Origin of the sequence: Streptomyces sp. NPDC048424, assembly GCF_040651555.1 — a bacterium.
Classification (GTDB): Bacteria; Actinomycetota; Actinomycetes; order Streptomycetales; family Streptomycetaceae; genus Streptomyces.
Window position 1 is genome coordinate 181,787 of sequence record NZ_JBEZKE010000008.1, and the last position, 12,824, is coordinate 194,610.

A 12,824-nucleotide genomic window follows, 5' to 3' on the forward strand; every position below is an offset into this window, starting at 1 on the left:
CGTGGCCGCGTTGTGGACGGTCACGCAATTCCCCAGGTGCTCGTGGCGGGGGCGCCTGGTGGGTCGCGGGTCAGTCCCACCAGAGCACGACGAGCAGGTGGCGCTCGGCTGCGTCGAGGTAGAAGTCGCGCAAGGCGTTGAAGTGCGCCAGCAGGTACGGCCTCAGACCGCCGGTGATGGGGCCGCCCGTCAGACCGATCAAGGATTCGGCGTCACGCTCGTCGGCCGGCAGGGCGGCGAGAAGGACGGGCATGTCGATCTGGCCGAGCAGTTCGCAGACGCGCGCCACTTCAGAGACGCCCAGGCCGCTGGGGGCAGCCCCGAAGGGGGCTATGGCGTGGGGGTGAGTGTCGAGGAAGCCCAGGTCGAGAGCAGTGTCGCCGTCGGTGGCCCGGCGCAGGGCATCGAGATGGACCTCTTCGAGTCCGGCCACCTCGCCGACGCGTTTCAGCAGCGCCGGTGCCCAGTCCAGGTCCAGGACGTCATGCGCCGGTGGATCCCAGTGGGGATCGCGGTCCGATGACGCGGCGGCGGACTGACGGCATGCGGCGAGATACCCCTCGGGGATGCGGGCGAGCTGCTGCGTAACGGCCATGTCGGCAGTATCCCTGCCGCGTCCACCGGATTTCGGGCTGCGGGCTTGGAGGCACCCAGGTCGCCACCCCCATGGGGACTCGCGACCGCCGGGGTGGGGATTTGCGTGACGCCCAGGTCCCCAAGCCCGGGGAAATCCGTGACCGCTCACACGCGTCGATCGTCAGCCCCGTATCCGTCCCGCTCGTCGGTACGGTGGCTGCGTGAACGCCGAGGTCGTGAGCGTCTGCGGGCCGAGGGCGGACCTGGCCATCAACTGGTCTTCACCGATCGGGTGATCGCCAACCCGATGGTCCTGCGGTTCCAACTCCCGCATGCGGCTCTGGCCGTCTTCTACGGCGTCGACCGCTCCACCATCACCCGGGCCGTCCCTGCTCGCCCGCCGCGGCTTCGCGGTCCCCGGCAAGGCCGGACTGCGCCTGCACACACTGGCCCACCCTTTCGCCTACGCCGACGCGAAGGCGTTGAGATGCGGCTCAACGGCGCCGAGGCGCGCGTACGACGCCCGAAGGCAGGTCGGCCCGAACGGCGAGGCGCTGCCTCCGGAAGCCCGGGAAAGACGCCGCGCGTACCATCGCGCACCACGTCGTGAGCCGTTCACACCGCGCCGGCACGGGCAGCCGTCGCGCACACCCGCCGCAGGAGATAGTGCAGCTGGGCGCGCTCGCCCTTGGTGAGGCAGCCGAGCAGGACGTCCTGCACCGACCGCATGTCCTCATGCGCCGCATCCAGCACCGCGGTTCCGGCCGGGGTGAGCGTCACCACCTCGTGACGTCCGCCGATGTTCACGACCATCTCCTGTACCAGCCCCTGCTCCAGCAGATCACCGACTGCGCGCGCGACGTCGGCCACCGGTGCCTCCACCTGCGCGGCGAGATCGTGCCTGGCATGCGGCCCCAGATCCGCCAGCGTCCTGAGAACCGACCGGTGGAAAGCGCCCAAGCCGCGCGCTCCCAGCCGCTCGGCCACCAACACGTCCACGGCCCGGTTCGCTGCCGCCAGGAGATGCACGGTCTGCTCGGAGGGATTCGAGAACCCGTTCCCCCTGTCGTACACGTCGCGTCCAATCACTGGGAGTGGAAGGTCACCTCCGCCCCGGGACACGCGGACCACTGACGCCGACGGCACATTGCACTCAGGGTACGAGGCGCCCCGGATCGGGGCCCACGCAACGCTCGGGCCTGGAGAGGTAGGTGAAGCAGGCCTAGGCTCACCATACTTTCCCCAGACCCTTCGGTCTACGTCAATGTCGTCACTCGGGCGCTCATTCGGCCAGGAGGGCCCGCGAGGCGAACTCCACGTACTCGTGCAGTCCGTAGGCCAGCCCCAGGCCCAGCAGGGCCGACACCGCCACCGCCGTCACCAGCCCCGCTGCGGCCGCCCGCGTCCTGCGGGCCTGCGGCCGTACCGGCACCGGCCCCAACAGGGCCTCGACCCGCTGCGGAACCGGACCGGTACTCACCGACAGCAAGGGACCACGGCGTCCGCCCGTCTTCTCGGCGGACGCGGCGGCCAGCGCCGCGCGTGCGATGGCGGTCGCCGCCAGCCTCCGGTTGCCCACCGAGGAGGCCGCCGACTCGTCCGCCCACCGCTCGAGGTGGAAGTCCAGGGCCGGGCGCAGGGGCCGCAGCGCGGGATGGACCGCGGCGGCCAGGTAGGCGACGACGGACCACACATGGTGGCGGCCCGTCAGGTGTGCCCGCTCGTGACCGAGCAGCACTTCGCGCTCCGCCGGGCCCAGGGTCTTGAGCATGCCCGTCGTCACCACGACCCGGCCGCCGCGCTTGCGCCACCCCGGCAGCGCGAACGCCTGCGGTTCGGCATCCGGCACGACCAGCAGATCGCCATCGGACACCGCGTCGCGGGTGGACGCCCAGGCCCGCGCGAGCACCGAGCGACGCTCGCACCAGCGGCGGACCACCAGCACCGCCTGCAGGAGAAGCACCGCACCCGCGACAGCGGCGACCGGCACGGCGGCCGGCCATTCGGAAGCCGCTCGCGTCAGCGAGATCTGTTCCAGGGAGGCGAGGAAGGGCACGTGGAACAGACCGATGAGCGCCGCAACGGTGCCACCCGCCAGCAACACGGCGGCCCCGGTCAGTGCCGCGCACGCTTCCCTCGGAGGCAGGAGCGCGGCCAGCCGGCGGGTGGCCGGCGCCGCGCCCCACGGAAGCACCAGGGTCAGCATGACCAGGGCGAGGACCAGGGTCATCAGCCCTCCTCGGACTCCAGGAGCAGGCGCCTCAGCGCTTCCTCGTCGGCATCGGACAGCGAGGACACGAACCGCTTGAGCACGAGGTCCCGCTGGGGCTCCCGTTCCAGCTCGCGGTGCATGCGTCCGGCCGCCAGCCCGGCGGCGTCGTCCGCCGCGGCGTAGCCGAAGCCCCTGCCGACGCGGGTCCGCACGACCGTCCCCTTCTCGTAGAGGCGGGTGAGGATCGTCGTCACGGTCGTCCTGGCCAGGTCCCGGCCGAGCGCGGTGTTGATCTGCTGCGGCGTCAACGGCCCATCGGCCGCCCACAGAACCGCCAGCACGTCCGCGACGAGTTCACCGTGCGGACGCCTTGCGTCCGCGCCGCCCTCCACCATCCCGCTACCGCCCTGCTGCCGCCCCGGGCTGATGCGCCCGGTCATCGATAAATAGGTTTGCCTCATCTCACTCTACGGGGGCACCAGCCGAGCCCCGCGCGCCTGCCCCGCCGCTCGGCCGCCGCCGGACGCCGGACGCCGATCGCCGCCGAGGCCGGCGCCGTAGGAACCGCGCGGCTCACTCCTCGCCCGTCTCGCCCTGTGCGATTTCGATGCCGGAGTGCAGATCATCGGCGGCCTGGAGGGACGCGCCGGCCGACACGACCAGGCAGGCCAACAGCGTCACGGCCGCCAGGCGGTGCGGGGCCCTACGGGCACGGGCCCGGGCGGGCCCGTCGAGCAGGGCCGCGACCCGCCGGGGCACCGGGCCCGTCGTGGCGGCCAGTGCGAAGCCGGGCCGGTACCGGTCGGGAGAGGTACGGGCAGCCAGTGCGGTCCGGGCGATGGCGCGGGCCGCGAGGCGGCGGTCCCCCACTGCCCGCGCGGCGGATTCGTCGGCGCAGCGCTCCAGCGCGTAACGGAGGGGCTCGCGCACGGCGCGCAGCCCCGGATGGCAGTGGGCGGCCAGCTCGGCCATCGCCACCAGGAGGTGGTGGCGGCCTTTCAGGTGGGCTCGCTCATGGGCGAGCAGGACCTCGCGTTCCTCCGCGGACAGGGCGCGCAGCATGCCCGAGGTGATCACGATGCGGCCGGGTCGGCCCGGCAGCGCGTACGCGTCGGGGTGCTCCTCCTGCAGGACCACGAGTTCGCTCCGGCTGTCGGCGGCAAGCACGCGCGCCTGCCTCAGCTGCCGCCACCACCGGTACGCACCGTGCAGCAGCAGGGCGCCGCGGGCGGCGAGCAGCGAGCCCGCCGCGACGGTGATCGCGATGACCGTGCCCGGCGAACCGGACGCGAGGGGGGTGAGCAGGTGGCCGAGCTCCGCCACCGGCCGCAGGTGCGTGGCACCGGGGACGACCAGCAGGGCGAGGGCCGCGGTACTGCCCGCGGCGAGCCCGGAGGCCGAACCGGCCAGCAGCCGCACCGCCTGCCGCGGCGGCAGGCTCGTCACCAGCGCGCGGCACGCCGGGCCGGCCAGGAAGGGCAGCAGGAGCGGCAGGAGCAGCAGCGACAACCACATCATGCGGCGCCCCCGGTGCCGTCCTCTTCCAGCAGGGCGCGCAGCAGGGCCTCGTCCTCGTTGCTGAGCTGGGAGACGAAGCGGCTCAGTACGGTCACGCGGTCCTCGGTCCTGGCGAGTTCCGCGTGCATGCGGCGTGCGGTCAGCCCCGACGCGTCCTCGGTCGGCTGGTAGGCGAACCCGCGGCCGGACCGGGTGCGGGCGACCACGCCCTTCTCGTAGAGGCGGGACAGGACCGTCGTCACCGTGGTCCGGGCGTGGGAGGAGCCGAGCGCCTCCTGGACCTGCCCGGGTGTCAGCGGGGTTCCGGCCGCCCACAGCACCGCCAGGACGCTCGCCCCCAGCTCACCGGCGGGCCGCCGCTCCGCATGCGCATCCCCCATGAGAATCTCCTCATCACCGCGATCGTCTACAGTGACGTAGACCGTCTACAGGACTGTAGTCGATGATGCCGCCACCGCCCGATCCACTCGCCGCCCGATCCACTCACCAGCAGGGGAGCCCCCCACCATGGCCCTATCCGCCCACACGGCAGTGCCACAGGCCGTGAACCTGCTCGACGCCGGATCCCTGCTGTCCACCTTCGGCGCGCTCGGCATCGCCGTCGTCCTCTTCGCCGAGACCGGACTCCTGGTCGGGTTCTTCCTGCCCGGCGACTCCCTCCTGTTCACCGCCGGCCTGCTCTGCGTCCCGGGCGGGGACCGCCCCGTCCACCTCTCGCTGCCCCAGGTGCTGGCCTTCGCGGTCATCGGCGCGCTCCTGGGAGCGCAAGTGGGCTACCTCATCGGGCGGCGCGGGGGCCGCACACTGCTCGGCCGGAGCCGTAGCCGCAAGCTCCACGAGGGGGCCGAGCGAGCCGAGGAACTCCTCCACCGGTACGGCCACGCCAAGGCGATCGTGCTGGCCCGCTTCGTACCGGTCGTACGCACCGTGCTCAACCCCCTGGCCGGCGCCCTGAACGTGCCCGCCCGCGTCTTCACGCTCTGGCAGGTCGTGGGCGGGCTGGTGTGGACCGTCGGCCTCGTCCTCGCCGGCTACGCACTCGGCTCCTCCGTGCCCGACGTGGACCGCTACCTCCTGCCGATCGTGGCCCTCGTCGCCCTCGTCTCCGTCACCCCGCTGGCCGTCGAAATGATCCGTCGGCGGCGCCACCGCGCCCCGAACGGAAGCGCGCATTGAACCTGCGCGCCCCGGACGGGCCGTCCGTGAACGCACCGCGGTCCCACGGGCGCCCACGGACCCCAGCGCCTCCACCCACCGCCTCCACGCCCACCGACCGATCCACGACCGGTCCACACCGGTCCACACCGGTCCCTGAATCCTCTGGACGGGAGATGACCCACCACCCCGGTCGCGCGCTGATCCTCGCCGCCGCGCTGCCGCTTGTCGTGAGGCACGGCGCCTCGGTCACCACCTCGATGGTCGCGCGGGCTGCCGGGGTCCCGGCAGCGGCGGTCTTCACCGCGTTCCCCGACCAAGCCGCCCTGCTCGAAGCCTGCGCGGCCGAGGCCCTCAGGGCGGACGAAGCGGCAGCGGCCATAGCCGCGGTCGACCTGGACCAGCCGCTCGCCCACCGACTGGCATCAGCCGCCGTCCATCTCCGCGGCTACGCGGCCCGCGTCCTCCTGCTCGCCGACGCCATGCCCGCAAGCCGGCACCGGCGCCCCGAGCCGGAGGACACCGACGGGCGCCGCGCCCGGCACGAACAGGAACTCGCGTCGCTCCGATCAGCGTTGACGGCCCTGTTCGAACCAGAACGCGAACGCCTCAGAATGCCCCCCGAGCACCTCGCCCGGCTGTTCCAGTCGATGGTCTTGGCCGACACCCCGACCGGCCCTGCGGAGACCCTGCCGACCGAAGAGCTGGTGTCGCTGCTCCTGTGGGGCGCACTGACCCCTCCCTGACCGAAAGCAGCGCCCCTCCCGTGCCCGATGCCATCCGACCGTGCCGCCGTGGCGGTCTGTCCGGACAGGACGCCCGCCCCATGTCCCGTTTCCCCCCGGCCGTTCCCCGCGCCGCCGGCGTTCAGTGGTGGCCGGCCGTACCGGTGTTCGTGTGCTCGATGCTGCTGGCGGCACTGTTCGCGGCGACCCGCGTCGCGCACGGCTCACCCTTCGGGGTGGACGACGCCGTGCACGGCTGGGTGTTGGAACACCGCCCGCGCTGGGCGGTCGCAGCAGCCGTCACCGTGACGGGCAGCGGAGTGCCCGCCTACCTGCTCGCGGCGTTCGCCGGGGCACTGGCCTTCAGAACCGATCGGGGGTGGCACGGGGCGCCGGCAGGGGCTCTGGCGGGAGCCCTGGCCCTGCTGTCGGTGCAACTTCCGCGCATCGCCCTGGCGTCATGGCTCGCCCGACCCCGGCCGCCCTCCGACGACTGGGCGTGGACGGCGAGCGGATACGCCATGCCCTCGGGGCACACCACGACCTCCGCGGCCGTGGCGGTCCTCCTCACCGCAGGGGTCCACCGCACGGTGCGCGGCCGAGCCCGGCCGCTGCTCCTGGTCGCGCCCGCCCTCTGGGCCGCGACGGTGGGCCTCAGCCGCGTCTACCTCGGCATGCATTGGCCCACCGACGTCCTGGCGGGGTGGCTGCTGGTCTCCGCATGGGCCGGGCTGCTCGGATTGTCCCTGGTTCTCCTCCGGCGCCGAAAGAGCGGCGCCGTCCCGTCGAACGAAAGCGAAGGCACGTGAGCGCGATCAGTGTGGGACAGGCCGTGGTCCTGGGCATCGTGGAAGGGGTGACGGAGTTCCTGCCGGTCTCCTCCACCGGCCACCTCAAGATCACCGAAGGGCTGATGGGCATCCCCGTCGACGACAAGTCCGTCGTCGCCTTCACCGCCGTCATCCAGGTCGGCGCGATCGCGGCCGTCCTCGTCTACTTCTTCAAGGACATCGTGCGCATCGTCTCCGCCTGGGGCCGCGGGCTGGCCAACCGCGAGGAGCGCTACCACCACGACTACAAGTTCGCCTGGTGGGTCATCTACGCCACCATCCCGATCGTGGTCGTGGGGCTCGCGGCGAAGCCGCTGATCGAGGGACCGCTGGCCTCCCTGTGGGTGGTCGCCGGATCCCTGATCGTCGGCAGCGGCCTGATGTGGGCGGCCGACCAGATGGGCCGCCACAAGCGCGGTGAGGACGACACCGACCTCAAGGACGCCATGCTGGTGGGCAGTTCCCAGATCCTCGCCCTGCTCTTCCCCGGCTTCTCCCGCTCCGGCGCCACCATGTCCACCGGCCTCATCCTCGACCTGGAGCGGGTCGCCGCAACCCGCCTGTCCTTCTTCCTCGGCATCCCCGCCCTGACCGGTGCGGGCCTGTACGAGCTGAAGGACGCCGTGGGCGCCGGCGTCGACATCCTCCCGCTCGTCGTCGGCACCGCCGTGTCCTTCGCCGTCGCCTACGCCTCGATCGCCTGGCTCCTGAAGTACGTCGCCCAGCACTCCTTCAACGCCTTCGTCATCTACCGGATCGCCATCGGCGTACTCCTGTTCGGCCTGCTGGGCACCGGCGTCCTGCACGCCTGAAGCGCGGGCCCCGAGTTCCGTTGGACTGACACCCAAGTCCGACGGGCCCCGAGTCGCGCATTCTGGCGAATCGACCGCTGAAGGGCGACGACCGCCCGGTGCTACGTTCAGTGCGGCCGAGGCGAACCCCCGGTCGCACACGCCCCGGGTTACTGCGGGTCTTGGGGCGTGTCAGACTCCGGACGAGGGCGCGGCGGCACTGCTCCGCCGCGCCTCCGCTCGGTCGCACCTCCGCACGGCGGGCGCTGCACAGCTTGTCGCCACGTCCAATACTTCCTGCGCATACGCCGCGAACTTTGGGGATTCTGACAAGCATTTGCCAGGAGATTGTCGAATATTCACCGCAGATGCAGGATGAGACCTGAAGGTGTCCGGTGGAGGAGGCGGCAGGTGAGTGACCGAGAGCAGGGCGACAGGCTCCGCAGCTGGCTTCGGGGCATCGAGGTCTTCGCAGGGCCGCTTCCCGAGTTCGCGCCCGAGCAGGCCCCGGAGGACCCGGTACGCCTGTTCCTGTCCTGGCTGTCCGACGCCGTCGCGGACGGGCTGCGCGATCCGCACGCCATGACCCTGTCCACGGTCGACGAGGCCGGCGACCCCGACGCACGCGTGCTGATCCTCAAGGGCGTGGACAGCGCCGGCTGGCAGTTCGCCGGGCACGGCTTCAGCCCCAAGGGGCACCAGCTGGCCGTGCACCCGCGGGCCGCGCTCACCTTCTACTGGCCCGAGCACGGCCGTCAGGTCCGCTTGCGCGGGCCGGTGACGCCCGGCTCCGCGCAGGACAACGCGGAAGACTTCCGCGCCCGGTCGGCGACCGCCCGCGCCGAGGCCCTGCTGGCCCGCCAGAGCCAGTACCTGGCGGACACGGCCGAGCGTGACCAGGCCCTGGAGAAGGCGCTGGCGACGGTCGAGAAGGAACCGTCGCTCGTCGACTCCGCCTGGACGCTCTACACCCTGTCGCCGATGGAAGTGGAGTTCTGGCAGGCAGCGAAGAGCCGCGTCCACACCAGGCTGCGCTACGAGCGGACCCCGAAGAGCTGGGAACGGTTCCGACTCTGGTCGTGAGCCTCCAGCCCATCCCCATCCGCCCCCAACCGTCCCCCATGCCCGGTCGGCACAACCGCGGGCGTGCGGGCACCCTCTCCACCGTCCCTGCTCACAAGGCGAGGTAACCCCATGACGACACGTACCCAGGACGGCAGCGCCGGTGACGTCGACTACGGCGCGATCGGCGGCGGCTACGCCTCATACCGCCGGCCGGACGAGCACATCGCCCGGTTCATCGCCGAGGCCCTGGGCGACGCCCGTACGGTCCTCAACGTCGGGGCGGGCACCGGGTCGTACGAGACCGCGGCGCGCACGGTGACCGCCGTCGAGCCCTCCGAGTCGATGCGCGCCCAGCGGCCGGCACGGCTCGCCGGCGCGATCGACGCCGTCGCCGAGGCACTGCCGTTCGCGGACGGGGAGTTCGACGCGGCGATGACGCTGTTCAGCGTGCACCAGTGGTCCGACGTACGGGCGGGTCTGCGCGAGATGCGGCGCGTCACCCGCGGCCCCGTGGTCATCCTCACCTGCGACCCCGCCCTCGTGCGCGACTTCTGGCTCTACCGGTACGCCCCCGAGGTGCTGGACACCGAGGCCCGCCGCTACCCGAGCGTGGAGGAGCTGGCGTCCGCCCTCGGCGGCACCGGAGCCGTGCAGACCGTGCCCATCCCGCTCCACTGCACCGACGGGTTCAACGAGGCCTACTACGGCCGCCCCGAGATGCTGCTCGACCCGGCCGCCCGCCAGGCGTGCTCGGCCTGGAGCTTCGTCGACGACCAGGTCCGGGAACGCTTCGACGAGTCCCTGCGCCGCGACCTGGGATCGGGGGCCTGGGACGCGGAGTTCGGCCACCTGCGTCGCCGGCCCACGTACGAGGGTTCGCTCGTCATCGTGCGCGCGACCCCGTAAGCAGAGCAGCGCGAGAAAGAGACACGGCGCGATGGCGACATTGCCGACCCCCGGAAGGAACAACGGCACTCCTACAAGGAGGAGGACTCCCCCTGAGGGCCCGTCCGGCGGATCCGATCGGATGCTGCCGGACGGGCCCCGGGCTGGTCGAAGGACTCAGCGCTTGAGCGGGAGGGTGACGCGCCCTGGAGCCGGCTACTCAGCGGCCCCTTCGGCGATCAGTCGCACCGGCCGCACAGGTATTCGCGCGGCAAGGAGGACCGAGGATCCGCCACCCCCGGCACGGGGGCCCACCGGCCACGCTGCGCCCGGCCCGACGGCGGACCGTACGGCGACTGCCAGGCCGGCCGGTCCCTTCGACCCGAGACGCCCAGGTCGGGGAGCTTGTGGTGCGCGTTGACACGGAACGTGCCGTGCGCCCGGAAGTGCCCGGAGGGGCACCCGCGGCAACGGCGGAGAACGATCGGCAGGCAGGCGGGAACGACCACCCAGGTTCTGGACATGGAGATGCACCGGTTCCAGTGAGAAGACCACAGCGAAAGGGAGCACGGCGCACAGGTGCGACGCGCGACGGTTCAGCGCTCGGGGATCTCACTTGGTGTACATCGGCACGTCCTTGCCGGGGGCGACTGCGGGCGGGAGCACGCTAACGGCCCACGGGAGTACGGCACCACTGAATTTCGGGCGACATCGCGGCGAAGAAGCTCCCCCGGCGGTCGCCGAACGTCAGTCGAAATATGAGGAGCACGGCAGTAGTTACCGAAGTGTCCGTACTCCGCGGCCACATCCTCGAACCGCGCTGTTTGCATCCCCGCCGGGAGGACTGTTCGCCGCGGGTTGAGGAACCCGAGCTCCGGGTCGCCGGGGCGATACTCGAGTGGGAGGCTAGGCGGTCACCGTCCACGGGAAGTTCGGCAGGTTCGCTGCGAACCACCCGTCAGCCAGCTCCAGCACCCGGTCAATATGCGCGGCATCGAAATACTCCCAGCCCATCGTCGGTCGGATGCCCTGGCCGGCCAAGCAGTCCAGGACGTGCCGCTCGACATCGCGAGCTGCGCCGACGGGCAGGTCGGTTATGAGCCTGCGGATTTGCCCCAGACCGTGCTGGCTGCGGTGCGTATCGAGCCGTCCTCTTCCGTCACCCGAGGAGATTCCGGGCTTCACCACGGCCCCGTCGGTCACCACGTAGTACACGGTTGGTTCGGGGCGAACGCCCGCTCCGCCGCATCGGGCGCACAGCAACTCGCGCTTCAACCCTGTGTTGATTGCCGCCGAGGTCAGGTGCCCGGCAACGCAGCACAGGCGCACAGTCTGGGCGATGCGGTCCGACATCACGTCCAGGATCATCACGTTCTGCTCGCGGGCGCGGCGCCTGAACTCGACGAGCTTGGGCGTCTGTGTGATGCCGAGACACGTAACGCAGGGGTCGCCGGCACCGTCGAAACCCGTTGTGAACCCGTAGGTACACCCCGGCATGCGCCCGGGGGTTCGTGGATTCATCGCGGTGATGGTGAACTCATGCCCGTGCAGGCAGCGAACCTCTTTCGCCGGATACCCGTGAGGAGATGCGGCGTCGGCCAGAATTCGAAGATCGGTCTCGATGGCGTAGGCAGTGAACGACGCACGGGCGGCTTCCTCCCACCGCTTCCGCGCGCAGTGCTCGCATTCCTCCAGTGCCTTGGGGAACGCCGCCACCTTCGTCAATCCCGTCGGCAGGAGGAACGCGCCCCCCGTCTCTGCCCGGACGATCGTGCTGCCGAGCTTGGGGTGCAGCGCGGTCACGGGTGTGACCTGCGTCGAATGTCCCGCGTCGCACGACAGCGTCACGTGGTCCAGCATGCCGCTCAGCTTGCTCCGTACCGTCCAGCCCAGTTCGTAGACCCGCGTGGCGAAGAGCGCCATGACGGCCGCCTCGGCGCGGGCAAGCAACCGGGCAGAGCGCAGCGCGTCCTCCGGTGAAGGCTCGGACGTCCGTGTGGCGTCACTCATGTCGTCCCCCATCTCAACAGGCGCGCCGGCTGCACGAGCGCTTGGGCCAGGCTGAGCGTCGCATGGCGCGCTGACAACGGGCCCGGATGCGAGCCCGGTTGGTGGACGCGGCCGACGTACGGACCGCGTGGAGGGACTCACCACGACACGCTGTCGCGCCTTCAACTCAGCGTTCGACTCGCGGAGGCGGCCGTCCGTCGCGAGCGACGCCACCTGAGCTTCCGGGAGCACCTGCAACCAGCCTCTCAGGAACGATCTCCGAGAGGCGTCACCTCCGACGCGACCGCGAGCCGCGGCTACCAGCGCCTCCGCGCCCTCGACGGGCGGCGGCCGAGCGGCGCGGCGTTATCGGTGAAGACCCAGGACTCGGCGCCATGCGTACGGCCCTCGCCCCTGGTCCGAGTTCATGGTGACCTGGTGGCTGGTGTTGAACAGGGCCGCCTCTTCGTCGACACCGCCCACGAGCCGTGTTGAACGCGTTCAGAACATCTGACAGCATGGCGTGCGGAAAGGCCCGCCAGACCAGGGGGACGTGCATCCGTCTGCCTTCGGCACGAGTTGGCCACGAGATCCGGAGGTCGGTACGACATGATCATCGCCTTGCTCGTCTTCTTGTTCCTGGGCCTGATGGCGGCCGTCGCGCCGGGCCTCCTCGTCGGGTATGCCTTCGTCGCGGTGAGCGGCAAGCTGTCGCTCACCGCGAGGATTCCGTTGCTGGTGGCTCTGGCGATGGGTACGGCGGCGCTGTGGCTGAGCCTGGGGGAACCCGCCAACGTCCTGCTGCCGCTCGCCATGTTGGTGTCGTTCCTCGCGACCGTCACCTCGGGAGCCACGTTCCTCGGGCTCGAAGCCCGCAAGCGGCACGCACGCCACTACCCCGCCCCGGCGTGGCAGAGCTGGTAGCCCCAGCCCCGTCCGGGCTGCTCTGCGGCACCGGGCCCCCGTGTGCAGAGCGCGCCGGTCCGAAGGGCCTGCTTGGGGCATGCCCCCCTCTGGGCTACCAGCCGCCCGTCACGGTGTGGGGTGCAAGACGGACACAGGGACGCAGCGCCCGCCG

General features: G+C 71.5%; 14 protein-coding genes and 1 pseudogene. 8 read left to right on the forward strand and 7 right to left on the reverse strand.

Going from position 1 to position 12,824, the window contains the following annotated elements:
- Nucleotides 1–70: 70 nt before the first annotated feature.
- A complete protein-coding gene (locus tag AB0D29_RS14450; RefSeq protein ID WP_362854250.1) occupies nucleotides 71–595 on the reverse strand; it encodes a DUF1877 domain-containing protein in 525 nt (174 codons plus the stop codon).
- 138 nt (nucleotides 596–733) lie between these two features.
- Here AB0D29_RS14450 and AB0D29_RS14455 point away from each other — a divergent pair.
- A pseudogene (locus AB0D29_RS14455) lies at nucleotides 734–1,126 on the forward strand (IS5/IS1182 family transposase); the annotation flags it as partial.
- A gap of 65 nt (nucleotides 1,127–1,191) precedes the next feature.
- Here AB0D29_RS14455 and AB0D29_RS14460 read toward each other — a convergent pair.
- From AB0D29_RS14460 to AB0D29_RS14480, 5 genes are all read right to left on the reverse strand, one after another.
- Nucleotides 1,192–1,650 (reverse strand): MarR family winged helix-turn-helix transcriptional regulator, encoded by a 459-nt coding sequence (locus AB0D29_RS14460; protein ID WP_362854251.1) that lies wholly within the window; start codon nucleotides 1,648–1,650, stop codon nucleotides 1,192–1,194.
- Nucleotides 1,651–1,858: 208 nt separating this feature from the next.
- Complete coding sequence (locus AB0D29_RS14465) at nucleotides 1,859–2,806, reverse strand: M56 family metallopeptidase (RefSeq protein ID WP_362854252.1); 948 nt, start codon at nucleotides 2,804–2,806, stop codon at nucleotides 1,859–1,861.
- Nucleotides 2,806–3,183, reverse strand: a complete 378-nt coding sequence (locus tag AB0D29_RS14470) for a BlaI/MecI/CopY family transcriptional regulator (RefSeq protein WP_362854410.1) — start codon at nucleotides 3,181–3,183, stop codon at nucleotides 2,806–2,808. The genes AB0D29_RS14465 and AB0D29_RS14470 overlap by 1 nt, the downstream gene beginning before the upstream one ends.
- A gap of 178 nt (nucleotides 3,184–3,361) precedes the next feature.
- Nucleotides 3,362–4,306, reverse strand: coding sequence for a M56 family metallopeptidase (locus AB0D29_RS14475; RefSeq protein ID WP_362854254.1), 945 nt, complete (start codon nucleotides 4,304–4,306; stop codon nucleotides 3,362–3,364).
- Nucleotides 4,303–4,686 (reverse strand): BlaI/MecI/CopY family transcriptional regulator, encoded by a 384-nt coding sequence (locus tag AB0D29_RS14480; RefSeq protein WP_362854255.1) that lies wholly within the window; start codon nucleotides 4,684–4,686, stop codon nucleotides 4,303–4,305. The genes AB0D29_RS14475 and AB0D29_RS14480 overlap by 4 nt, the downstream gene beginning before the upstream one ends.
- A gap of 127 nt (nucleotides 4,687–4,813) precedes the next feature.
- Here AB0D29_RS14480 and AB0D29_RS14485 point away from each other — a divergent pair, with 127 nt between their 5' ends.
- The 6 genes from AB0D29_RS14485 to AB0D29_RS14510 all read left to right on the forward strand — a co-directional run bounded on the left by AB0D29_RS14485 (nucleotide 4,814) and on the right by AB0D29_RS14510 (nucleotide 9,778).
- Nucleotides 4,814–5,482 carry a DedA family protein gene (locus tag AB0D29_RS14485; protein ID WP_362854257.1) on the forward strand — a complete coding sequence of 223 codons (669 nt, stop codon included), beginning with the start codon at nucleotides 4,814–4,816 and terminating at the stop codon, nucleotides 5,480–5,482.
- A gap of 155 nt (nucleotides 5,483–5,637) precedes the next feature.
- Complete coding sequence (locus AB0D29_RS14490; protein ID WP_362854258.1) at nucleotides 5,638–6,207, forward strand: TetR family transcriptional regulator; 570 nt, start codon at nucleotides 5,638–5,640, stop codon at nucleotides 6,205–6,207.
- An 80-nt stretch (nucleotides 6,208–6,287) separates the two neighbouring features.
- Nucleotides 6,288–6,995, forward strand: coding sequence for a phosphatase PAP2 family protein (locus AB0D29_RS14495; RefSeq protein WP_362854260.1), 708 nt, complete (start codon nucleotides 6,288–6,290; stop codon nucleotides 6,993–6,995).
- Entirely contained in the window at nucleotides 6,992–7,828 is an 837-nt protein-coding gene (locus tag AB0D29_RS14500; RefSeq protein WP_362854261.1) for an undecaprenyl-diphosphate phosphatase, read from the forward strand. The genes AB0D29_RS14495 and AB0D29_RS14500 overlap by 4 nt, the downstream gene beginning before the upstream one ends.
- A 390-nt stretch (nucleotides 7,829–8,218) precedes the next feature.
- Nucleotides 8,219–8,890 (forward strand): pyridoxal 5'-phosphate synthase, encoded by a 672-nt coding sequence (locus tag AB0D29_RS14505; protein WP_362854262.1) that lies wholly within the window; start codon nucleotides 8,219–8,221, stop codon nucleotides 8,888–8,890.
- Between the two features lie 111 nt (nucleotides 8,891–9,001).
- The gene (locus AB0D29_RS14510; RefSeq protein WP_362854264.1) at nucleotides 9,002–9,778 is read left to right on the forward strand and encodes a class I SAM-dependent methyltransferase; all 777 of its coding nucleotides are present in this window, start codon (nucleotides 9,002–9,004) and stop codon (nucleotides 9,776–9,778) included.
- Nucleotides 9,779–10,663: 885 nt separating this feature from the next.
- On the opposite strand, the gene AB0D29_RS14515 is transcribed toward AB0D29_RS14510, so the two are convergent.
- Nucleotides 10,664–11,767, reverse strand: coding sequence for a hypothetical protein (locus AB0D29_RS14515; RefSeq protein WP_362854266.1), 1,104 nt, complete (start codon nucleotides 11,765–11,767; stop codon nucleotides 10,664–10,666).
- 588 nt (nucleotides 11,768–12,355) lie between these two features.
- On the opposite strand from AB0D29_RS14515, the gene AB0D29_RS14520 reads away from it, so the two are divergent.
- On the forward strand, nucleotides 12,356–12,670 hold the full coding sequence (locus AB0D29_RS14520; RefSeq protein ID WP_362854267.1) for a hypothetical protein: 315 nt from the start codon (nucleotides 12,356–12,358) through the stop codon (nucleotides 12,668–12,670).
- Nucleotides 12,671–12,824 lie beyond the last annotated feature (154 nt).

Coding starts and splice junctions, on each gene's coding strand:
- AB0D29_RS14470 (WP_362854410.1), bottom strand. CDS start 3,183: ATGGTGGAGGGCGGCGCGGACGCAAGGCGTCCGCACGGTGAACTCGTC.
- AB0D29_RS14485 (WP_362854257.1), top strand. CDS start 4,814: ATGGCCCTATCCGCCCACACGGCAGTGCCACAGGCCGTGAACCTGCTC.
- AB0D29_RS14475 (WP_362854254.1), bottom strand. CDS start 4,306: ATGATGTGGTTGTCGCTGCTGCTCCTGCCGCTCCTGCTGCCCTTCCTG.
- AB0D29_RS14490 (WP_362854258.1), top strand. CDS start 5,638: ATGACCCACCACCCCGGTCGCGCGCTGATCCTCGCCGCCGCGCTGCCG.
- AB0D29_RS14515 (WP_362854266.1), bottom strand. CDS start 11,767: ATGAGTGACGCCACACGGACGTCCGAGCCTTCACCGGAGGACGCGCTG.
- AB0D29_RS14480 (WP_362854255.1), bottom strand. CDS start 4,686: ATGGGGGATGCGCATGCGGAGCGGCGGCCCGCCGGTGAGCTGGGGGCG.
- AB0D29_RS14465 (WP_362854252.1), bottom strand. CDS start 2,806: ATGACCCTGGTCCTCGCCCTGGTCATGCTGACCCTGGTGCTTCCGTGG.
- AB0D29_RS14450 (WP_362854250.1), bottom strand. CDS start 595: ATGGCCGTTACGCAGCAGCTCGCCCGCATCCCCGAGGGGTATCTCGCC.
- AB0D29_RS14495 (WP_362854260.1), top strand. CDS start 6,288: ATGTCCCGTTTCCCCCCGGCCGTTCCCCGCGCCGCCGGCGTTCAGTGG.
- AB0D29_RS14520 (WP_362854267.1), top strand. CDS start 12,356: ATGATCATCGCCTTGCTCGTCTTCTTGTTCCTGGGCCTGATGGCGGCC.
- AB0D29_RS14510 (WP_362854264.1), top strand. CDS start 9,002: ATGACGACACGTACCCAGGACGGCAGCGCCGGTGACGTCGACTACGGC.